This is a genomic window from Mycobacterium sp. GA-2829, from assembly GCF_001499965.1.
Lineage (GTDB): Bacteria > Actinomycetota > Actinomycetes > Mycobacteriales > Mycobacteriaceae > Mycobacterium.
Genome location: NZ_LQIT01000007.1, coordinates 88,568 through 109,347 on the forward strand (window position 1 = coordinate 88,568; position 20,780 = coordinate 109,347).

Annotated in this window: 23 protein-coding genes; 9 read left to right on the forward strand and 14 right to left on the reverse strand. The window is 69.4% G+C overall.

Going from position 1 to position 20,780, the window contains the following annotated elements:
* Window position 1 precedes the first annotated feature (1 nt).
* A complete protein-coding gene (locus AU194_RS05960) occupies window positions 2–1,285 on the reverse strand; it encodes a deoxyguanosinetriphosphate triphosphohydrolase (protein ID WP_059088309.1) in 1,284 nt (427 codons plus the stop codon).
* Window positions 1,286–1,356: 71 nt separating this feature from the next.
* Between AU194_RS05960 and AU194_RS05965 the strand changes: the two genes are divergently transcribed.
* The gene (locus tag AU194_RS05965) at window positions 1,357–3,357 is read left to right on the forward strand and encodes a TPM domain-containing protein (RefSeq protein ID WP_059088310.1); all 2,001 of its coding nucleotides are present in this window, start codon (window positions 1,357–1,359) and stop codon (window positions 3,355–3,357) included.
* Between the two features lie 76 nt (window positions 3,358–3,433).
* Here the strand turns inward: AU194_RS05965 and AU194_RS05970 are convergent, their stop codons facing one another.
* On the reverse strand, window positions 3,434–4,828 hold the full coding sequence (locus AU194_RS05970; protein WP_059088311.1) for a glycine--tRNA ligase: 1,395 nt from the start codon (window positions 4,826–4,828) through the stop codon (window positions 3,434–3,436).
* Between the two features lie 125 nt (window positions 4,829–4,953).
* Here AU194_RS05970 and AU194_RS05975 point away from each other — a divergent pair, with 125 nt between their 5' ends.
* From AU194_RS05975 to AU194_RS05990, 4 genes are read left to right on the forward strand one after another with little or no spacing between them, the layout of a single operon-like run.
* A complete protein-coding gene (locus AU194_RS05975; protein WP_059088312.1) occupies window positions 4,954–5,403 on the forward strand; it encodes an ester cyclase in 450 nt (149 codons plus the stop codon).
* Window positions 5,400–6,011 (forward strand): TetR/AcrR family transcriptional regulator, encoded by a 612-nt coding sequence (locus AU194_RS05980; protein WP_059088313.1) that lies wholly within the window; start codon window positions 5,400–5,402, stop codon window positions 6,009–6,011. Before AU194_RS05975 ends, AU194_RS05980 begins: the two co-directional genes overlap by 4 nt.
* 46 nt (window positions 6,012–6,057) lie before the next feature.
* Window positions 6,058–6,420: a helix-turn-helix transcriptional regulator gene (locus AU194_RS05985; protein WP_059088314.1), complete on the forward strand. Its 363-nt coding sequence runs from the start codon at window positions 6,058–6,060 to the stop codon at window positions 6,418–6,420.
* Window positions 6,417–6,812: a Fur family transcriptional regulator gene (locus tag AU194_RS05990; RefSeq protein WP_059088315.1), complete on the forward strand. Its 396-nt coding sequence runs from the start codon at window positions 6,417–6,419 to the stop codon at window positions 6,810–6,812. Before AU194_RS05985 ends, AU194_RS05990 begins: the two co-directional genes overlap by 4 nt.
* Before the next feature lie 4 nt (window positions 6,813–6,816).
* On the opposite strand, the gene AU194_RS05995 is transcribed toward AU194_RS05990, so the two are convergent.
* The 4 genes from AU194_RS05995 to recO are packed head-to-tail and all read right to left on the reverse strand — an operon-like array spanning window position 6,817 to window position 9,171.
* Window positions 6,817–7,005 (reverse strand): hypothetical protein, encoded by a 189-nt coding sequence (locus AU194_RS05995; protein WP_059088316.1) that lies wholly within the window; start codon window positions 7,003–7,005, stop codon window positions 6,817–6,819.
* Window positions 7,006–7,015: 10 nt separating this feature from the next.
* Complete coding sequence (locus AU194_RS06000; RefSeq protein WP_059088317.1) at window positions 7,016–7,444, reverse strand: hypothetical protein; 429 nt, start codon at window positions 7,442–7,444, stop codon at window positions 7,016–7,018.
* Between the two features lie 22 nt (window positions 7,445–7,466).
* Window positions 7,467–8,366 (reverse strand): decaprenyl diphosphate synthase, encoded by a 900-nt coding sequence (locus AU194_RS06005; protein ID WP_157575920.1) that lies wholly within the window; start codon window positions 8,364–8,366, stop codon window positions 7,467–7,469.
* Window positions 8,341–9,171, reverse strand: a complete 831-nt coding sequence (gene recO, locus AU194_RS06010) for a DNA repair protein RecO (RefSeq protein ID WP_059088319.1) — start codon at window positions 9,169–9,171, stop codon at window positions 8,341–8,343. The genes AU194_RS06005 and recO overlap by 26 nt, the downstream gene beginning before the upstream one ends.
* Before the next feature lie 62 nt (window positions 9,172–9,233).
* Between recO and AU194_RS06015 the strand changes: the two genes are divergently transcribed.
* Both AU194_RS06015 and AU194_RS06020 read left to right on the forward strand, forming a co-directional pair.
* Window positions 9,234–10,676, forward strand: coding sequence for an amidase (locus tag AU194_RS06015; protein ID WP_059088320.1), 1,443 nt, complete (start codon window positions 9,234–9,236; stop codon window positions 10,674–10,676).
* A 176-nt stretch (window positions 10,677–10,852) separates the two neighbouring features.
* Window positions 10,853–11,308, forward strand: a complete 456-nt coding sequence (locus tag AU194_RS06020; protein ID WP_197417527.1) for a hypothetical protein — start codon at window positions 10,853–10,855, stop codon at window positions 11,306–11,308.
* A gap of 4 nt (window positions 11,309–11,312) precedes the next feature.
* Here AU194_RS06020 and era read toward each other — a convergent pair whose 3' ends face one another.
* The 8 genes from era to hrcA all read right to left on the reverse strand — a co-directional run bounded on the left by era (window position 11,313) and on the right by hrcA (window position 18,557).
* A complete protein-coding gene (era, locus tag AU194_RS06025; RefSeq protein WP_059088321.1) occupies window positions 11,313–12,212 on the reverse strand; it encodes a GTPase Era in 900 nt (299 codons plus the stop codon).
* Window positions 12,209–12,475 (reverse strand): cytidine deaminase, encoded by a 267-nt coding sequence (locus AU194_RS06030; protein WP_231743186.1) that lies wholly within the window; start codon window positions 12,473–12,475, stop codon window positions 12,209–12,211. The genes era and AU194_RS06030 overlap by 4 nt, the downstream gene beginning before the upstream one ends.
* Window positions 12,476–12,521: 46 nt before the next feature.
* The gene (locus AU194_RS06035; protein WP_059088323.1) at window positions 12,522–13,832 is read right to left on the reverse strand and encodes a hemolysin family protein; all 1,311 of its coding nucleotides are present in this window, start codon (window positions 13,830–13,832) and stop codon (window positions 12,522–12,524) included.
* A complete protein-coding gene (ybeY, locus tag AU194_RS06040) occupies window positions 13,829–14,362 on the reverse strand; it encodes an rRNA maturation RNase YbeY (protein ID WP_059088324.1) in 534 nt (177 codons plus the stop codon). Before ybeY ends, AU194_RS06035 begins: the two co-directional genes overlap by 4 nt.
* Window positions 14,363–14,368: 6 nt before the next feature.
* A complete protein-coding gene (locus AU194_RS06045) occupies window positions 14,369–15,445 on the reverse strand; it encodes a PhoH family protein (protein ID WP_059088325.1) in 1,077 nt (358 codons plus the stop codon).
* A gap of 102 nt (window positions 15,446–15,547) precedes the next feature.
* Entirely contained in the window at window positions 15,548–16,294 is a 747-nt protein-coding gene (locus AU194_RS06050) for a 16S rRNA (uracil(1498)-N(3))-methyltransferase (protein WP_059088326.1), read from the reverse strand.
* A gap of 9 nt (window positions 16,295–16,303) precedes the next feature.
* Complete coding sequence (gene dnaJ, locus AU194_RS06055; RefSeq protein WP_059088327.1) at window positions 16,304–17,458, reverse strand: molecular chaperone DnaJ; 1,155 nt, start codon at window positions 17,456–17,458, stop codon at window positions 16,304–16,306.
* Window positions 17,459–17,513: 55 nt separating this feature from the next.
* Window positions 17,514–18,557, reverse strand: coding sequence for a heat-inducible transcriptional repressor HrcA (hrcA, locus tag AU194_RS06060; RefSeq protein ID WP_059088356.1), 1,044 nt, complete (start codon window positions 18,555–18,557; stop codon window positions 17,514–17,516).
* Window positions 18,558–18,719: 162 nt separating this feature from the next.
* Here hrcA and AU194_RS06065 point away from each other — a divergent pair, with 162 nt between their 5' ends.
* Window positions 18,720–19,034, forward strand: coding sequence for a type II toxin-antitoxin system VapB family antitoxin (locus AU194_RS06065; RefSeq protein ID WP_059088328.1), 315 nt, complete (start codon window positions 18,720–18,722; stop codon window positions 19,032–19,034).
* Between the two features lie 235 nt (window positions 19,035–19,269).
* Entirely contained in the window at window positions 19,270–20,733 is a 1,464-nt protein-coding gene (locus tag AU194_RS06070; RefSeq protein ID WP_059088329.1) for a hypothetical protein, read from the forward strand.
* Window positions 20,734–20,780: the final 47 nt, after the last annotated feature.

Here is a 20,780-nt window from a genome sequence, read left to right on the forward strand (position 1 = left end):
GTCAGTCTAGAGGTCTGGGCGACCGTGCCTCGTGCACGCGTTCCAACCGTCCCTCGGTGTAGGACGCGATCTGGTCGACCACCACACGCAGCCGCGCACCGTCGTCCTCGGCGGCGACGAATTCCGGCGCGAACAGCGGATCGAGGCTGCTCGGGGCCTGCCCCCACAGGATCAGCGCGACCTCGTGGATGCGGGTGCGCTGATCGGCCTGGATCCCGAGGTGGCCGTGGTCGCTCATGATGAATTGCAGCGCCAGCATCTTGAGCACCGCGACCTCGGCGCGCACCAGTGTCGGCACGGCCAGCTCGGTGTGGAACCGCCGCAGCGGGCCGTCCCCGGCGACCGCCCTGGTCTCGGTGATCGCGGCGTTGGCGAACCGGCCGACCAGCTCGCTGGTCATCCGCTTGAGCGCCACCGACGCCGCCAGCGTCCCGTCGTACTTGCCGACCCCGGCCACCACCGGCATCTCCGAGAGTCGTTGGGCCGCGGCCCGCAGATCGTCGGTCGGCAGCGACGGAAAAGCCGCGGCGCCCAGCCGCGCCAACGAACTCGCCGCGTCGTCGTCGGCGAGCACCCGCAGGTCGATACGGCCGGAGACGACGCCGTCCTCGACGTCGTGGACGGAGTAGGCGACGTCGTCGGCCCAGTCCATGACCTGTGCCTCCAGGCACGGCCGCTCGGCCGGGGCGCCGTCGCGCACCCAGCGGGCAGCGGCCATATCGTCGCTGGAAAAACCTCCGTAGAACCCGAACTTCACCCGGTCACCGCGCTGCCACGGATACTTTGTCACCGCGTCCAGCGCCGCCCTGGTCAGGTTCAGTCCCGCGCTACGGCCTTCTGCGTCAAGCACTTTCGGTTCGAGCCGGGTGAGGATGCGGAAGTTCTGCGCATTGCCCTCGAAGCCGCCGAACGCCTTGGCGATGTCGTTGAGCGCCCGCTCGCCGTTGTGCCCGTAGGGCGGGTGGCCGATGTCGTGGGCCAGCCCCGCGAGGTCGACGAGGTCGGGATCGCAGCCGAGTCCGACGGCCATACCGCGCCCGATCTGGGCCACCTCGAGCGAATGGGTGAGCCGGGTGCGCGGGGTGTCGCCTTCGCGGGGGCCGACCACCTGCGTCTTGTCGGCCAGCCGGCGCAGCGCGGCACAGTGCAGGACGCGGGCCCGGTCTCGCGCGAAGTCGCTGCGGTGTTCGGAGTCGGTGCCGGGCAGGACGGCACTCTTCGCCGGTTCGGCCACCAGGCGTTGGCGGTCGAACTCGTCGTAGTCGTCCTGCAGTCGTGGGTTCACCGAGGCACAGTCTGCCAGCACGGTGCGTCGGTCTCGGCGAGGTCGGGGCCGCGCGGCACTAGATTTGCGTCATGCGCATCACGCGACTGCTCGCCCTCCTGGCCACCGTCCTGACGACGGCCGTACTCCTCGCGCCGGGCGCCGCGGCCCAGACGCCGTTCCGGCTGCCCGGCTACGTCACCGACCAGGCCGGGGCGCTGTCCCCGGCCCAGCGCGGTGAGGTGCAGCAGGCCGTCGACCGGCTCTACAACGACCGCAAGGTCCGGCTGTGGGTGGTGTTCGTCGACGACTTCTCCGGCCAGGGCGCGGTCGGCTGGGCGCGCAGCACCATGCAGATCAGTGATCTCGGCGACTACGACGCGCTGCTGGCGGTGGCCACCGTCGACCGGGCCTACGCGCTGCAGGTGCCCCAGACGGTGCCGGACCTGACCGCCGAGAAGGTCGACGAGGTGCGGCGCAATCAGGTCGAGCCCGCACTGCGTGCCGGTGACTGGGCCGGCGGCGCGGTGGCGGCCGCCGACGGATTGAACAGCGCCGCGGCACCGGCCCGCATCCCCTGGGGCGGAATGCTGTTCGCGCTCGGGGTGATCGCGCTGGCGGTGGCGGTGCTGTGGGTGTGGGCACAACGACGCAGCCGCAAGCGCCGCGCCGCGGAGATCGAACGGGCCCGCAACGTCGACCCCAGCGATCCCGACGCGTTGGCGGCGGTCCCGCTGCACGCCCTCGACGAGCTGTCGCGGTCCATCGTCGTCGAGGTCGACAACGCGGTGCGGACCAGCAGCAACGAACTCGCGCTCGCGGTCGAGGAGTTCGGCCAGGAGCGCACCGCACCGTTCACCCGCGCGGTGGACAACGCCAAGGCCACACTGGCGCAGGCATTCTCGGTGCGCCACCAACTCGACGACGCCATCCCCGAAACCCCCGCGCAACGCCGCGAACTGTTGACCCGGGTGATCGTCTCCGCGGCGCAGGCCGACCGCGAACTCGATGCGCAGACCGAGGCCTTCGAGCAGCTGAGGGAGCTCGTCATCAACGCCCCGTCGCGGCTCGACGGCCTGACCCAGCGGGTCGTCGACATCACCGCCCGCATCGAACCGTCGCGGCAGAAACTGGCCGCCCTGCACACCGAATTCGACGCCGCGGCGCTGGCCTCGGTGGCGGGCAACGTCGACGCCGCCGCGGAGCTGCTGACCTTCGCCGACCAGAACATCACCCGCGCGCGGGAACTCGCGGCGCGGCCGGTGGCGGGCGCGCAGAGCGAGTTGGTCGACGCGGTGCGTGCGGCGGAATCCGCGCTGAGCCAGGCCGGTTCGCTGCTCGACGCGGTCGACAGCGCCGCCGGGGACATCCGGCGCGCGGCGTCGCGGTTGCCTGCGGTGATCGAGGACATCAAGTCGGGTATCCGGCAGTCCGGGGACCTGCTGTCGAGCGGCAAGGTCCCGCAGCAGGCGGAACTCACCGCCGCGCGGGACGCCGCATCGGCGGCCGTCGCGGTCGCCCAGCGGTCCGGTTCGACCGATCCGCTCGGCGCGTTCACCCAGCTGACCAAGGCCGACGCCGACCTCGACCGGCTGCTGGCGACGGTCGAGCAGGAACGCGAGGCGGCCGAACGGCTGACCCGCGCTCTGGACGAGGCGCTGTTCGTCGCGCGCTCACGGGTGCGGTCGGTGTCGGACTTCATCGACACCCGCCGCGGCAGCATCGGTCCTGAGGCGCGGACCCGGCTGGCCGAGGCGGTCCGGCAGATCAGCGCCGCGGACGCCAAACGCGAGACCAACCCGTCCGAGGCGATCGCGCACGCCAACGGCGCCGCCATGCTCGCCGCGCAGGCCCAGCAGTTGGCCAACTCCGATGTGCAGTACGCGCAGCAGGCCTACATGGGCCGCTACGGCGGCGGCGGGGGCGGCAACATGGGCGCGATGATCGGCGGCATCCTCATCGGCAACATCCTCAGCGGCGGGATGCGCGGCGGCTTCGGCGGCGGATTCGGCGGCGGCGGATTCGGTCCCGGCTCCTTCGGCGGCTCCGGGGGCGGAGGCGGCGGGATGTTCGGCGGCGGCGGCCGCTTCTGAATCCACGCGAGCAGACACAAAATCGCCCTTTTCCGCGCGGAAAAGGGCGATTTTGTGTCTGCTCGCGCAGGGCGTTCTAGCAGCCCTTCAGCCGCACCGCCAGGTAGTCCGACACCTCCGAGAGCGCGATGCGGTCCTGGGTCATGGTGTCGCGCTCGCGGATCGTCACGGCGTGGTCTTCGAGCGAATCGAAGTCGACCGTGATGCAGTACGGCGTGCCGATCTCGTCCTGGCGGCGGTAGCGCCGTCCGATCGCCCCGGCGTCGTCGAACTCGACGTTCCAGTTCCTGCGTAGTTCGGCCGCGAGGTCGCGGGCCTTGGGCGACAGGTCGGCGTGGCGCGACAGCGGCAGCACCGCGGCCTTGACCGGCGCGAGCCGCGGGTCGAGTCGCAGCACGGTGCGCTTGTCGACGCCACCCTTGGCGTTGGGCGCCTCGTCCTCGGTGTACGCGTCGACGAGGAACGCCATCAGCGAACGGGTCAGCCCGGCTGCCGGTTCGATGACGTACGGCGTGTACCGGGTGTCGGCGGCCTGGTCGTAGAACGACAGATCGGTGCCCGAATGCTTGGCGTGCGTGGACAGGTCGAAGTCGGTGCGGTTGGCGACGCCCTCGAGCTCACCCCACGGATTGCCCGCGAAACCGAACTTGTACTCGATGTCGACCGTGCGATCCGAGTAGTGCGAGAGCTTCTCTTTCGGATGCTCGTAGAGCCGCAGGTTGTCGCGGTCGATGCCGAGGTCGACGTACCACTGCAGCCGGGTGTCGATCCAGTACTGGTGCCATTCCTTGGCCGTCGACGGTTCGACGAAGAACTCCATCTCCATCTGCTCGAACTCGCGGGTGCGGAAGATGAAGTTGCCGGGGGTGATCTCGTTGCGGAAACTCTTGCCGATCTGGCCGATGCCGAACGGCGGCTTCTTGCGCGCGGTGGTGACCACGTTGGCGAAGTTGACGAAGATGCCCTGCGCGGTCTCCGGGCGCAGGTAGTGCAGACCCTCCTCGGACTCGATCGGGCCGAGGTAGGTCTTGAGCATCATGTTGAAGTCGCGCGGCTCGGTCCACTGACCCTTGGTGCCGCAGTCCGGGCAGGTGATCTCGCTCATCGCCACGGAATCGGGATCATCGATCCCCTTCTTCTCCGCATACGCCTCCTGCAGGTGGTCCTGCCGATGGCGTTTGTGGCAGTTCATGCACTCGACGAGCGGATCGTTGAACACGTCGACGTGACCGGAGGCCACCCATACCTGCCGCGGCAGGATGATCGCGGAGTCCAGGCCCACGACGTCGTCGCGGCCGGTCACCACGGACTTCCACCACTGCCGCTTGATGTTCTCTTTGAGCTCCACCCCGAGCGGTCCGTAATCCCACGCCGACCGTGTACCGCCGTAGATCTCGCCGGACTGGTAGACCAGGCCACGGCGTTTCGCCAGGTTCGCAACGGTGTCGATGATCGAAGAAGATGGAGCCACGGTCTGACAGCGTAGTGGGCGCGCCGACCCTCCTCCGCCACCCCATCACCAGGCTATTGAGACTCAACCCTTGACGTGAGACGAAAATCTCATTATGAATTGAGCGTATCGGATCGGAGGTTGTCATGGCACTCACCCGCGAACAGATGGACCGCATGCTCGACGAGCACTTCGGTTACGAGGCCGCCGACGACGTCGACGGCGTCCTCGCGACGCTGACCCCCGATGTCGAGCACGACATCGTCGGCGCCCCGACGGGTCCGACGCTGGGACCCGACAATGCCCGCGCCTTCTACGAGGGCCTGTTCGAGGACCTCGCCGAGAGCAGCGTGCGGACGATCCGCAGGCTCTACGGCGAGGACTTCATGGTCGACGAATCGCTCTGGAGCGGCCGCGCCCCCGGGCGGCCGTTCGGCGTCGAGGGCCGCAACCGGCCGCTGCAGTTCCGCTTGCTGCACGTGCTCGAATTCGCCTCCGACGGGCGGATTCGCCGCGAGAACGTCTGGGTCGACCTCGCCGCGATCCTGGCCCAACTGCCGCAGGACGAGCGCGAGCCGGCGACGGCCGCCCCGTGACGGCGACCGAGGCGGCCGGCAGGCCCAACCAGCGCAGGCGCACCCGCAAGGATCTGCTGCAGGCCGCGGCGCGGCTGATGAAACAGGGCCGTATCCCGACGATCGAGGACGTCGCGCAGGAGGCGCTGGTCTCCCGCGCCACCGCGTACCGCTACTTCCCGACGGTGGAGGCGTTGATGCGCGAGGCCGCACTCGACGTCGCGATGCCGGAACCCGACCACACCCTCGCCGACGTGGACTCCACCGACCCCGTCACCCGACTCGAACGGGTCGACGGCGCGCTCCACGAGTTCATCCTCGAGAACGAGACCGCATTGCGGATGATGCTCGCCCACGCCATCGAACAGGGTGCGCGCCAGGACGACGACGGCACCGCGCCGCGCCGTCAGAACCGGCGCGTCCCGATGATCGAGGCCGCGGTCGACCCCGCGCGGGAGCGGTTCACCCCCGCCGCGCTCGACAGGTTGACCCACGCGCTCGCGCTGATCATCGGGCCGGAGGCCGTGGTCGTCGGCAAGGACGTCCTGCAGCTCGACGACTCCGAGATGCGCGAGGTCAAACGTTTCGCGATCAACGCCCTCGTGACGGCGGCACTCAAGGACGGCTGACGCTCCCGTTGACATGCGAATCGATGCATGTATGGTGGCAGCCATAATGAAAATCGTTTCCAGCACGGTGGAGTCCGACGCCGGCCACGAGCACGGCGCAGCACCGCTGCCCGCCCTGCCCTCCCGCGAGGTGCTCGACTCGGCCGGTGAGCTGCTGCGGGCGCTGGCCGCGCCGGTGCGGATCGCGATCGTGCTGCACCTGCAGCAGTCCCCGCGCTGCGTGCACGAACTCGTCGATGCGCTGAGCGTGCCGCAGCCGCTGGTCAGCCAACACCTGCGCATCCTCAAACAGGCGGGCGTGGTGGCCAGCGAACGGTCCGGCCGCGAAGTGCTCTACCGGCTGGTCGACGCCCACCTCGGCCACATCGTCACCGACGCCGTCGCGCACGCCGGCGAGGACGCCTCGTGAGCCCGGCCCCGGTTCGCGCCACCCGCCAGCGCGCGGCGATCGCCGACCTGCTCGACGGGCTCGACGAGTTCCGGTCGGCCCAGGAGCTGCACGATGCGCTGCGACAGCGTGGCGAGGGCATCGGTCTGACGACGGTGTACCGCACCCTGCAGTCGATGGCGGAGTCCGGGCTGGTCGACGTGCTGCGCACCGACACCGGTGAATCGGTGTACCGCCGCTGCTCGGCCGACCACCACCATCACCTGGTGTGCCGGTCGTGTGGTTCGACCGTGGAGATCCAAGGCGGCGACGTCGAGGACTGGGCTGCCCGCGTGGCGCGCGAGCACGGATTCTCCGAGGTCAGCCACACGATCGAGATCTTCGGCGTGTGCGGGGGCTGCGCCGAGACGTGAGCCGTCAACGGCGGCCGCTGCGCCACCCCAGGACCGCGATACCGATGCCGACGATCGCGATGATCGGCCCGAGGATCGACCATGTGGTGGTGCCGGTCATCGGGCTGCCCGCGACCGCCCCGAACCCCTGGAGGGCGAACAGCAACCCGAAGAGCGCGACCACCACACCCACGACGACCAGCACGATGCGCATGGCCGCGACCCTATCCGGTCAGGGCCCGCCGGATGTCCGCGCCGGCGGTGAGCACCAGCAGCAACAGCGTGCGCAGCGCCTCGTCGGTCAGACCCGCGGCCGGGAAGTTGTAGCGCAGCAGTACATCGGCGGCCTTCTTCGAATTGCGCTTGGCGCCCGCGGCGATCTCCTTGTCGCCGTGCTTGGCCGCCAGCGACACCGTGCCCAGCAGCGTCCCGTGCGCGTGGTCGGCGACCGCGGTGCGCAGTTTGGCGTCCAGCGGCAGATCCCAGGCCAGGATCTGGGTCAGCGACACCAGGTCGAGGTCCTCGGCGATCGTGACCACCCGCAGCGAGGCGATCGTGCCGTCGTGACGCACGGTCAGCGCACCGTCGGGTTCGGCGGTGAGCGCATCGACGAATCCGTCGAGGACCGCGGCCAACCGGGGCTGCAACTCCATCAGGCGCGCCCGCTCAGGCACATCATTCGGCTCTGCCGAAGCGACGGTTGCGGCTGACGTACTCCTCGCACGCCGCCCACAGATCGCGCCGGTCGTAGTCCGGCCACAACTTGTCCTGGAACACGTACTCGGCGTAGGCGGACTGCCAGAGCAGGAAGTTGCTCGCCCGCTGCTCCCCCGACGTGCGGATGAACAGGTCCACATCCGGGATGTCGGGCCGGTGCAGGTGTTTGGCGAACGCCGCCTCGGTGATGCGCGAGGGGTTGACCTTGCCGTCGACGGCCTCCTGCGCGAGTTGGCGCGCCGCCTCGACGATCTCGGTGCGTCCGCCGTAGTTCACGCAGTAGTTGATGGTGATGACGTCGTTGTCGACGGTCATCTCCTCGGCGATGTCGAACTCCTTGCTCACGCTGCGCCACATCCGCGGGCGGGAGCCGACCCAACGCATCCGCACCCCCATGTCGTTGAGGTTCTCGCGGCGGCGGCGGACCACCTCGCGGTTGAACCCCATCAGGAAGCGCACCTCTTCGGTGCTGCGCTTCCAGTTCTCGGTGGAGAACGCGTACACGGTCAGGTGTTTGATCCCGATCTCGATGGCGCCGCAGGTGATGTCGATGAGCACGGCCTCGCCCATCTTGTGCCCCTCGGTCCGGCCGAGTCCGCGCTGGGTGGCCCACCGGCCGTTGCCGTCCATCACCACCGCGACGTGCTGGGGTACCTGGTCGGCCGGGATCTTCGGCGCGGCCGCCTTGCTCGTGTGCTGGGGCGGGCGCGCGAATCTGCCGTTGGTGTTGGGCGGCAGCTCGGGGAACACCACCGGCCACGTCGACTTGTCGGGAAAGGTCGGATAGTCGTCGGCGGGTGGCTCGAGCTGCGGGAATTGTGACTTCTTGCGCTCAGCTGCCCGCCGCGAGCTGGTCACCCGGTTCGTCACCACGGTGCACATCCTGCCGCAACACCGAAATCCGGTGGTCGGCGACCGCGTGATCAATTCGGTAGACGCGCTCGACCAGCGGCAATGTGCGCAGCTGTCGCTCCAGGTGCCACTGCAGATGCGCCGCCACCAGACCGCTGGCCTGGCTGCGGTGCGACGGCGTCGACGCCTCGGCGGCCTGCCAGTCACCGTCGTGCAGCGCCGACATCAGGTCCAGCACCGCCTGCGGCGGGGTCACCGACCCCGACGGCCTGCAGTGCACGCATACGCTGCCACCCGCCGCGACGTGGAACGCCCGGTGCGGGCCGGGGGTGGCGCAGCGGGCGCATTCGGTCAGCGCCGGGGCCCAGCCCGCGATCCCCATGGCCCGCAACAGGTACGCGTCGAGCACCAGTTCACGCGGCCTGCTGCCGTCGGCGACCGCGCGCAGCGCGCCGACGGTCAGCCGGTGCAGCGCGGGCATCGGGGCGCGTTCCTCACCGGCGAGCCGTTCGGCGGTCTCGAGCACCGCGCAGGCCGATGTGTAGCGGCCGTAGTCGCTGACGATGTCGGCAGCGAACGCGTCGATCGCCTGCACCTGGGTGACGATGTCGAGGTTGCGGCCGGGGTGCAGCTGGACGTCGATATGGGCGAACGGTTCCAGCCGGGCGCCGAACTTGCTGCGGGTACGGCGCACCCCCTTGGCGACCGCGCGGACCAGCCCGTGGTCGCGGGTCAGCAGGGTGACGATGCGGTCGGCCTCCCCCAGCTTGTGTTGGCGCAGCACGACGGCGCGGTCTCGGTACAGCCGCATCTCATCAGTCTCTCACCGCACTACGACAGCGGCGTTAAGCGCGCCGATTAGGCTCGGTGCCGATGCTCGACTCGTCGTCCTCCCGCCCGCCGCGCACCGCCTTCCCCACCCTGACCGATCAGCTGTATCAGCTCGCCAGCGGTGCGGTCACCGCTGGCGAGCTGGCCCGCCGCTCGCTCGACGCGATCACCGCGAGCCAGCCCTCACTCAACGCGTTTCGGGTGGTGCTCACCGAACAGGCGCTGGCCGACGCCGCCGAGGCCGACCGCCTACGCGCCGCCGGAGTGCAGCGCCCACTGCTCGGAATCCCGATCGCGGTGAAGGACGACGTCGACGTCGCGGGCGTGCCGACCCGGTTCGGCACCAAGGGTGCGGTGCGGCCCGCCACCGCCGACGCCGAGGTGGTCCGCCGACTGCGCGCGGCCGGTGCGGTGATCGTGGGCAAGACCAACACCTGCGAACTCGGCCAGTGGCCGTTCACCAGCGGGCCCGCGTTCGGCCACACCCGCAACCCGTGGTCGCGGGAACACACCCCGGGTGGATCCTCGGGCGGCAGCGCCGCGGCCGTGGCGGCCGGATTGGTCACTGCCGCAATCGGTTCCGACGGGGCGGGCAGCGTCCGGATCCCGGCCGCCTGGTGCCATCTGGTCGGTATCAAACCGCAGCGCGGACGGATCTCCACCTGGCCGCTACCCGAGGCGTTCAACGGCATCACCGTCAACGGGGTGCTGGCGCGCACGGTCGCGGACGCCGCCCTCGTCCTCGACGCTGCGTCGGGCAACGCGCCCGGCGATCTGCACCGCCCGGCACCGGTCCGGGTATCCGACCACGTCGCGCAGGCGCCCGGCCCGTTGCGGATCGGATTGTCGACGTCGTTTCCGTTCAACGGTTTCCGCGCCACCCTGCACCCCGAGATCCGCACCGCGCTGAACACCGTCGCCGATCTGCTGCGGGATCTCGGCCACCGCGTGCGGCCCGCCGAACCCGACTACAGCGTCGGGATGAGCTGGAACTTCCTGTCGCGCTCCACCTCCGGCCTGCTCGACTGGTCCGAACGGCTCGGTTACGGCGTCGAATTCGACAAGCGCACCAAGGCGAATCTGCGCATGGGCCGGTTGTTGTCCGAACATGTGCTGCGCACCGCGCGGGCCCGTGAGGCGGCGGCGCAACGCCGGATCGGGTTGATCTTCAACATCGCCGATGTGGTGCTGGCCCCGACCACCGCACAACCCGCACCGCCGGTGCACGACTTCGACGACCGCGGCGGACTGTCCACGGATCGGGCGATGATCAAGGCCTGCCCGGTGACGTGGCCGTGGAATCTGCTGGGCTGGCCCTCGGTCAACGTGCCCGCCGGATTCACCTCCGACGGGCTGCCCATCGGCGTGCAACTCATGGGCCCGGAAGGCAGTGAGCCGCTGCTCATCTCGCTGGCCGCCGAACTCGAGGCCGTCAGCGGCTGGGTGCGGCGTCAACCCCGCCCGTGGTGGACCTACCCCTCCTGAGGGTCCCCCATAGGGAAACACCCGATTTGTCGTCCGGGCCGCGGCCATAGCGTTACCTCACCCGCAGATCCACGACGCCCCAGAATGAGGTAGTCCACTACGTCAGTACGTCGCGCCGGCTGTCTCTAGCGTCTGGTCCGCACTGAGTTTCGTCTCGACACCTGAGAGGACCACCGATGTACCGGACAACCTTGGCACGGACAGCACTGCCCATCTCGGCCGCCGCGATCGCAGCGTTCGCGTTGGCGCCGGCGATCGGCGCCCAACCCTACGGACCCGACACCTGTATCAGCGGATACGTCTGGCGCGAGGCTGCACCCGGCGACAACGTCTGCGTCACCCCCGCCGTGCGCGACGCCACCCGCGCGCAGAACGCCCAGGCCGTCGCCAACCGGGATCCCAACGGCGCCTACGGATCCAACAGCTGCAAACAGGGCTTCGTGTGGCGGGAGGCCTTCGACGGCGACGTCGTGTGCGTGACACCCGACATTCGGACCGCCACCAAGGCCGACAACGCGGCGGCCGCGTCCCGCAAGGTGACCAATCAGCCTGCGCAGGCGCCGGCCGCGCCGCCGGCGCAGAACCCGTTGTGCGGTCAGCCGTTCCCCGTCATCGGGCAGTTCCCGTGCTGACGGTCTAAAACCCAAGCCTGCCAAGCTGTTTGGGGTCGCGCTGCCAGTTCTTGGCGATCTTGACACGCAGGTCGAGATAGACCTTCGTCCCGAGGAGCTTCTCGATCTGCGTGCGGGCGGCGGTACCGACCTCCCGCAATCGGGTCCCGCCCTTGCCGATCACGATGCCTTTCTGGCTGTCGCGTTCGACGTAGAGGATCGCGTGCACGTCGATGAGGTCGTCTCGGTCCTCGCGGGGTTCCACCTCGTCGATGACCACCGCCAGCGAATGTGGCAGTTCGTCGCGCACCCCCTCGAGGGCGGCCTCGCGGATGAGTTCGGCCATCAGCGTCTCTTCGGGCTCGTCGGTCAGCTCGCCGTCGGGGTAGAACGCCGGCCCCGGCGGCAGCTTGCTCGCCAACACCTCGGCCAGTACGTCGAGTTGTTCACCTGCGGTCGCCGACACGGGCACGATCTCGGCCTCGGGCCCGACCAGTTCACTCACCGCGATCAACTGGGCGGCCACCCGGTCGCGGGCCACCTTGTCGGTCTTGGTCACGATCGCGACCAGCGTCGTGCGGGGCGCGACCGCGCGGATCTGCTCGAGGATCCACCGGTCCCCCGGCCCGATCGCCTCGTCGGCGGGGATGCACAGCCCGATCACGTCGACCTCGGAGTACGTGGTCTTCACCAGGTCGTTGAGCCGCTGACCGAGCAGGGTCCGCGGCCGGTGCAGGCCCGGGGTGTCGACGAGGATGATCTGAAAGTCCTCGCGGTGCACGATGCCGCGGATGGTGTGCCGGGTGGTCTGCGGCCGGTTCGAGGTGATGGCCACCTTCGCGCCGACGAGCGCGTTGGTCAAGGTGGACTTACCCGTGTTCGGCCGACCGACGAAACACACGAAGCCGGAGCGGAATTCGGTCACGACACCACGTTCCCGGAGCGGTCGGTGACGAAAACCGCAGCTTGGGCGGACAGCTCACGCACCGCGGCCACCCCCGCGTCGTCGGCCGAACCGCCGACCAGGACCGCGGCCTCCAACCCCTCGGCGCCGCTGGAGACCGCCGCGGCCACGGCGGCCTGCAGTGCGGTCAGCGGCAGGGCACTCAGCGCGACGGGCGCGCCGGCGTAGGTGCGGCCGTCGAGGTCGCGGACCGCGGCGCCACTGGCCGCTTCGGCGCGCGCCATCGCACCGCGGGCCAGGACGACGAGTTTGGCGTCCTCGGGGTCGAGTTCAGTCACGGCGCTCCTCGGAGTCGTCGGCGTCGTCGGGCTCGGGTTCGGTGGGGCTGACCAGGACCGTGCCGATGCGGACCCGGCCGCGGTGGTCGGGGCCGCCCTCGGCCCGCAGCCGCAGCTTGTCCCAGGTGACCTCGGCGCCGGGCAGCGGGACGCGGCCGAGTTCGAATGCGACCAGCCCGCCGACGGTGTCGACGTCGAGGTCCTCGTCGAATTCGATGTCGTAGAGCTCGCTGAGATCCTCGATCGGCAGCCGCGCCGACACCCGGTACTCGCGGTTGCCGAGGTCCTCCACGGGGGCGACCTCGTCGGTGTCGTACTCGTCGGCGATCTCACCGACGATCTCCTCGAGGACGTCCTCGATGGTGACCAACCCGGCGATCGCCCCGTACTCGTCGACCAGCAGCGCCATGTGGTAGCGGTCGCGCTGCATCTCGCGCAGCAGTTCGTCGAGCGGTTTGGAGTCCGGGACGAACACCGGCTCGCGCATCACCTGCACGACGGTGGTGTCGCGCCCGCCGTTGACCGAGTAGTACGTCTGCTGGACAAGGTCTTTGAGGTACACGACGCCGACGACGTCGTCGACGTTCTCACCGATGACGGGGATACGCGAGTGCCCGCTGCGCACCGCCAATGACGTGGCCTGCCCGGCGGTCTTGTCACTCTCGATCCACACCATCTCGGTGCGCGGCACCATCACCTCGCGGGCGGCGGTGTCGCCGAGTTCGAAGACCGACTCGATCATCCGGCGTTCCTCTTCGGCCACCACACCGCGCTGCTGGGCCAGGTCGACGACCTCGCGCAGTTCGATCTCGGAGGCGAAGGGGCCGTTGCGGAATCCGCGACCCGGCGTCAGCGCGTTGCCGATCAAGACCAGCAGCCGGCTGATCGGGGTCAGCAGCACCGAGATCGCCTGCAGCGGAAGGGCGGTGTACAGCGCGATGGGATAGGCGTTCTGCCGCCCGACGGTGCGCGGGCCGACGCCGACCGCGACGAAGCTGGCGACCACCATGATCGCCGCGGCCGCGGTCAGCCCCCAGCTCACCCCGAGGTGGCCGTCGAGGTAGGCGGCGAGCAGCACCGTCGCGGTCACCTCGCAGGCGATCCGCAGCAGCACGATCAGGTTGATGTACCGGGGACGCTCGTTCATCACCCGCTGCAGCCGCACGGCGCCGGGTCGTTCGTCGCGGACGAGTTCCTCGACGCGGGCCATCGAGACCGTGCTCAGCGCCGCGTCGATAGCCGCGAAGACTCCGCCGAACGCGACGAGCGCGATCACACCGATGAGTTGGGGCAGTCCGCTCATTCGTCGAAGTACCGCGACTTGTCGAGCAGTCGGCGGTCGCGTTCGGTCTGCTTGTCGAGGTGGTAGGCCTCCACCTGATCGGCCACCCAGCCCTCGAGCAGTTCACGCTGCAACCCGAACATCTCTTTCTCCTCGTCGGGTTCGGCGTGGTCGTAGCCGAGCAGGTGCAGGACACCGTGCACGGTCAGCAGGGCCAGTTCGTGGCCGAGTGAATGTCCGGCTTTCTCGGCCTGTTTCGCGGCGAACTCCGGGCACAGCACGATGTCGCCGAGCATCGACGGACCCGGATCGGGTGCGTCGGGCCGGCCCCCGGGTTCGAGTTCGTCCATCGGGAAGCTCATCACGTCGGTCGGACCGGGCAGGTCCATCCACCGCATGTGCAGATCGGCCATCGACGATTCGTCGAGCAGGACCATCGACAGTTCGGCGGCCGGGTTGACGTCCATCTTCTCGATGACGAACCGGGCGACGCTGATCAACTCCTCCTCGGAGACGTCGACGCCGGATTCGTTGGAGACCTCGATGCTCATCGCGCCCTACCGCCGCGGCCGGCCGTTGGACGCCCGCCGCTGCGCCCGGTTGAGCTGTGCGGGCTCTTCGAAACGCGCGTAGGCGTCGACGATCTCTCCGACCAGGCGGTGGCGAACCACGTCGGCGCTGGTGAGTTCGGCGAAGTGGATGTCGTCGATGTTGTCGAGGATCCGCATCGCCGCGCGCAGTCCCGACTCCGCACCGCCGGGCAGGTCCATCTGGGTGATGTCACCGGTGACGACGATCTTCGAGTTGAAGCCCAGCCGGGTGAGGAACATCTTCATCTGCTCGGCGGTGGTGTTCTGCGCCTCGTCGAGGATGATGAACGCGTCCGAGATCGTACGGCCGCGCATGTACGCCAGCGGCGCCACCTCGATCACGCCTGCACTCATCAGCTTCGGGATGAGTTCCGGGTCCATCATGTCGTGCAGCGCGTCGTAGAGGGGCCGCAGGTACGGGTCGATCTTCTCGCTCAGCGTGCCGGGCAGGAAGCCGAGGCGCTCACCGGCTTCCACCGCGGGCCGGGTCAGGATGATGCGGCTGACCTGCTTGGTCTGCAGGGCGCTGACGGCCTTGGCCATCGCGAGGTACGTCTTGCCGGTGCCCGCGGGGCCGATGCCGAACACGATGGTGTGGGCGTCGATGGCGTCGACGTAGTGCTTCTGGTTGAGCGTCTTGGGCCGGATCGTCTTGCCGCGGCGCGACAGGATGTCGAGCGTCAGCACCTCGGCGGGCGACGCGTCATCGGTTCCGGTGAGCATCGCGACGCTGCGGCGAACGGCGTCCGGGCTCAGCGACTGGCCGCCGGCGACGATCGCGATCAGCTCGGAGACCACCCGCTCGCCGAGCGCGACGTCAGCGGGTTCACCGGTCAGTGTCACCGCGTTGCCGCGGACATGGAGATCGGCGGAGAGCAGCTTCTCGAGTTCGCGCAGGTTCCCGTCGGCGGAGCCGAGCAGGCCCATGACGAGGTCGGGCGGAACATCAATGCTGCTGCGTACCGGGGCTTCCGTGCTGGGTGAGCCCGTCGCGGAGGCCACAGGAGGCCCGGACGAGTCAGCGTTCGTTTCGCGGGACGTCACGTGCTGCTTTCTGCCTGCTTTCTGTCTTGTCCGGCGCCGCCGGTCGTGTTGTCGCTGGTCCAGTCTACCGCCGGCGCCGACACCGCCCCAGTGGATGAAGCCCTACTGCCAGCGCGGCGTCAGCACCCCTAGGGCGCCGAGGCCGACGGCCGCCGCGGTCGAGGTACGCAAAACCGTGGGCCCGAGCCGCACCGCGACTCCCCCGGCCGAGGTCAGCGCCTCCACCTCATCATCGGTGATTCCGCCTTCGGGTCCGACGATCAGAGTGAGCGCCGCGACATCGGCGAGCGGGACCGCGGTCAGCGGTCCGGAAGCCGATTCGTGCAGCACCAGCACCCGGGCGCCGGCGGCCACCTCGGCGGTCACCCGCTCGACCAGCTGCGCGATCGTCACCACACCGTCGACGGTCGGGATGTGGGCGCGACGGGACTGGCGCGCCGCGGCCTGGGCCACCGCACGCCACCGGCGCAGACCCTTGTCCACCTTGGCCGCCCCGTCCCAGCGGGCGACGCAGCGCGCGGCCTGCCACGCGACCACCGCGTCGGCGCCCGCCTCGGTCGCCAGTTCGACCGCCAGTTCGGCGCGGTCGGACTTGGGGATCGCCTGCACGACGGTCACGGTCGGCGTGGGCGGTGCGACGGTGCGGCGTTCCAGCACCCGCGCGGTCAGCCGCCCCTTGCCGGCGTCTTCGACGACGCAGTGCGCGACCGTGCCCGCACCGTCGCCGAGGTCGAGGTGTTCACCGGGCCGGGTGCGCCGCACGTTGGTCGCGTGGAAGCCCGCGTCGCCGTCGACGACAGCGAGCTCACCGACCTCGGCCAGCGCGTCGACGTAGAAGAGGTCGCGCACGCGGCGGCCTCAGCGGCCGGTGAACGTCTCGCGCAGCCGGCTGAACAGGCCGCCGGAGTTCGACCCGGCGGACGAGCTGCTGGTCCGCACCTCGGCGACGTCGCGGCTGCGGTGGTCCTTGAGTTTGCGCAGCAGCTCGATGTCGGTGTGGTCGAGCCGGGACGGCACCACGACGTCGATGTGCGCGTGCAGATCACCACGCACCCCGGAGCGCAGGTGCGGCATGCCGTGCCCGCGCAGGGTCGTCACGGCGCCGGGCTGCGTGCCCGCCGCGACCGTGAGCTCGACGGTGCCGTCGAGGATGTCGTCGACGGTGACGGTCGTGCCCAGTGCGGCGTCGACCATCGGCACCGACACCGTGCAGTGCAGATCGTCGCCGTCGCGGACGAAGACGTCGTGCGGCTTCTCGTGCACCTCGACGTAGAGGTCACCCGCCGGACCACCGCCGGGCCCGACCTCGCCCTGGGCCGCCAGCCGCACCCGCATACCGTCGCCGACCCCGGCCGGGATCTTGACGCTGATCTCGCGGCGCGCGCGGACACGGCCGTCACCGCCGCAGCGGTGGCACGGGTCGGGGATCACCTCGCCGACGCCGCCGCACACCGGGCACGGGCGGGTGGTCATGACCTGACCGAGCAGCGAGCGCTGCACGGTCTGGATCTCGCCGCGGCCACCACAGGTGTCACAGGCCTGCGGGGTGGAGTCGCCGTGGGTGCCCTTGCCGTGGCACAGATCGCACAGCACGGCGGTGTCGACGGTCACCTGCTTGGTCACCCCGGTCGCGCACTCGGCGAGGTCAAGACGCATCCGCAGCAGCGAATCCGACCCGGGACGGACCCGGCCGATGGGACCGCGCGAACCGCCACCGCCGCCGAAGAACGCCTCGAACACGTCGCCGAGGCCGCCGAAACCACCCGAGAAGCCGGCTCCGTTTCCGCCGCCGCCGCTTTCCAGCGGGTCGCCGCCCAGGTCGACGATGCGCCGTTTCTCCGGATCGGAGAGCACTTCGTAGGCGGCGCTGATGTCCTTGAACCGGGCTTGGGCCTCCTCGTCGGGGTTGACGTCGGGGTGCAGCTCGCGGGCGAGCTTGCGGTAGGCGCGTTTGATCTCCTGATCGCTCGCGCCCTTGCTCACTCCGAGCAGGCCGTAGTAATCGCGTGCCACGCTTGACCTTTCGATGCCTGTGGTGCCGGGCCGAACCCGGCTTGTCGTGCCGGTGTTACCGGCTGCCGAGAACTTCGCCGATGTAGAGAGCAACCGCCGCGACGTTGGCGATGGTTCCCGGATAGTCCATTCGAGTGGGGCCCACCACACCCATGCCGCCGTAGACCTTGCCCGAACTGCCGTAGGCGGTGGTGACCACCGAGGTGCCCGCCATCTGTTCGGCCTCGGTCTCGTGCCCGATCCGGACGGTGACCTTGCCCGCCTCCTGCTGGGCGGCGAGCAGGCGCAACACGACCACCTGCTCCTCGAGGGCTTCGAGCACCGAGCGCAGCGACCCGCCGAAGTCGGCGGTGTTGCGGGTCAGGTTTGCCGTGCCACCGAGCAGCAGCCGCTCCTCGGTGTGCTCGACCAAGGTCTCGACCAGGACGGTGGCCGACCGGCCGACCGCATCGGCCAGCCGGTGCGACATCCCCGGGGCGCCGCTGAGGTGCGCGGCGAGATCCGAGACGGCCACCGAGGCCGCCGAGAGGCGCTTACCGTCGAGGGCCTTACCCAACAGATCGCGCAGGGTGGCCAGTTCGGTGTCGTCGAGCGCGTCGCCGAGTTCGACGATGCGCTGGTCGACACGTCCGCTGTCGGTGATGACCACCAGCAGCAGCCGGGCCGGTGTCAGTGCCACCACCTCGAGGTGGCGCACGGTGGAGGTGGACAGGGTCGGGTATTGCACGATCGCGACCTGACGCGTCAGCTGGGCGAGCAACCGCACTGCACGGCGCAGGACGTCGTCGAGGTCGACGCCGCTCTCGAGGAATTTGAGGATCGCGCTGCGCTCCGCCGACGAGAGCGGTTTGACGTTGTCGATGCGGTCGACGAACTCGCGGTAACCCTTCTCGGTGGGGACCCGTCCAGAGCTGGTGTGCGGCTGGGCGATGTAGCCCTCGGCCTCGAGTACGGCCATGTCGTTGCGGACCGTCGCGCTCGACACCCCGAGGTTGTGCCGTTCCACCAGCGTCTTGGAGCCGATGGGCTCCTTGGTGGCGACGAAGTCGGCGACGATGGCGCGCAGCACCTCGAAACGACGCTCGTCGGCACTACCCATGATGTTCACCCACCTTCCCCCGCAGAACCGCACACAGTCGGCCTCCAGTTTACGGTGCTCAGCGGCGGTGTTCCGCATCGCGCACGGTGGCCGGGATACCCCGCGGCCCAGGTTCGGCTAACCTTCCGTCGTGGAGGGGGCAGAGCAACCGAAGGCGCGCCGATGATCTTCAAGGGTGTCCGCGACGGGAAGCCTTACCCGGAACACGGTCTCAGTCACCGCGAATGGTCGCGGATCCCGCCCCGCCAGATCCGATTGGACGAGATCGTCACGACGACGACGGTGCTCGCACTGGACCGGTTGCTCTCCGAGGACTCCACCTTCTATGGCGACCTGTTCCCGCATGCGGTGCGCTGGCAGGGCGTGATCTATCTGGAGGACGGACTGCACCGCGCGGTGCGTTCGGCGCTGCGCAATCGCACGGTCCTGCACGCCCGGCTCTACGACATGGACGTGCCGTACTCCCAGCAAATTTGACGGATTCGAAAACCGTCTAGCTAACTCGCGTAACTACCGCTTGCAAGCGTCGGACGGCTGATCTTGCTTTCTGAACAGCCTCTCAGGTTGGACATCGCGCGCCTCACCAGCGAATAAGATGCTTAAGGGTCGCCTAAGTTAAGTTAGGCGTACCTATTGAAACTCAGGTAACCCTCAGTTAGCGTTTGGCCTCGCCGCAAAGGCACCAAATTTGCAGAACCACTGAGGAGAATCCGTGCAAGAAGCACTACGCGACGATGCTTTCGGCTGGGAGACCATGTCCGAAACCGCGAACTCGGCGTCGCGTTCGAAGAAGTTCCTGGCCGCCGGTGTGGCCGTCGTTGGCGCAGGTGCCGTGGCCGTGAGCCCGGTGACCGTGACGCCGACCCTCCCCGACATCCAGGTGCGGGCGGTCGAGCTGTCGGCGGTCGTCGACCCGTTCACCCAGCTGGCGGCGAGCTTCGAGGCGACGGTCGAGAACCTGGAGCTGTGGACGACCAACCTGTCGAACGTGACGCTGCCCGCGCTGCAGCAGATCCTCGTCGGCTACCCCGAACTCCTCGGTGACTTCGTCCAGGTCGGCGCCTCCGGCGTGGTGGATCCCCTCGGCACATTCGCCGCGATCCGGGGGGTGTTCGACACCTACGCCCCGATCATCGAGAGTGGCAACGCGGCGGCCACCGCGGCGCTGCAGACCGCGTTCGAAAACCTGCCGACGGTCATCGACAACACGCTGAACTATCTGCGCAACGGCGAGTTCGTGGAAGCCTTCAGCGAGGTCAACATCTGGTTCCTCGTCCAGCTCCTCGAGCGGCCGTTCGTCCCGCTCGTCCCGACGCTGGGCATCCCCGGTGACATCGCCGACGCCCTCGGCGCCGAGACCGCGGGCAACGTGCTGGACGCGCTGTTCACCCGCGGCGGCATCAACGGCATCACCAAGGCGCTGCTCGCCCCCGCGCTGACCGCGGTCCTGCAGGGCGCCGTCGTCCTCGACGAGGTCCGCGCCGCCTACGACGACGGCGACACCGCCGCCGCGCTGACCGGGCTGGCCACGCTGCCGCTGGCGGTGGCCAACGCGTTCGTCAACGGGTTCGTCCCGCCGTTCACCACCCGTTCGAACTGGCCGGGCATCTTCGGCGACGGCGGCCCGGTCGACTACTTCACCGTCGACCTGCCCCGCATCCTCGGCAACGCGCTCAAGCCGCAGACCCCGGCGCTGCTGCGCGCGGCGTCCACTCCTGCCGCGCTGGAGTCGGGTGACGTGGCGTCGACCGAGATCGGGTCGTCCGACACGCTGACGCTGGACGTCGCGACCGGTACCGCCACCGCTGAGAAGGCGACCGCCGAGAAGGCCGCCACCACCACGCCGGCCGTCGAGGCCGAGGCTCCGGTCGCCGAGACGCCCGCCGCCGAGGATCCGGAAACCGGTGCCGAGGTCGTCCCGGTCGCCGACGCCGATCCGGTCACCGAAGCACCGGAGAAGACCGTCAAGCGCCCGAACCCCATCAAGGCGTTCAACGACGGTGTGGCCAAGGCCGTCAGCGACACCAAGATCACGCTGAAGAAGGCCTTCGGCGGCAGTACCTCGAAGAAGGAGTCCACCACCAAGGATTCCGATTCGAAGTCCGAGTCCGGCTCGGCCGGCGCCGACAAGGGCGGCAGCGACGCCAAGAGCGATTCGTCCTCCGCTTCGGAGTAGCGAACCCCGCCAACGCAATCGGGCCCCCTCCCTCGCGGAGGGGGCCC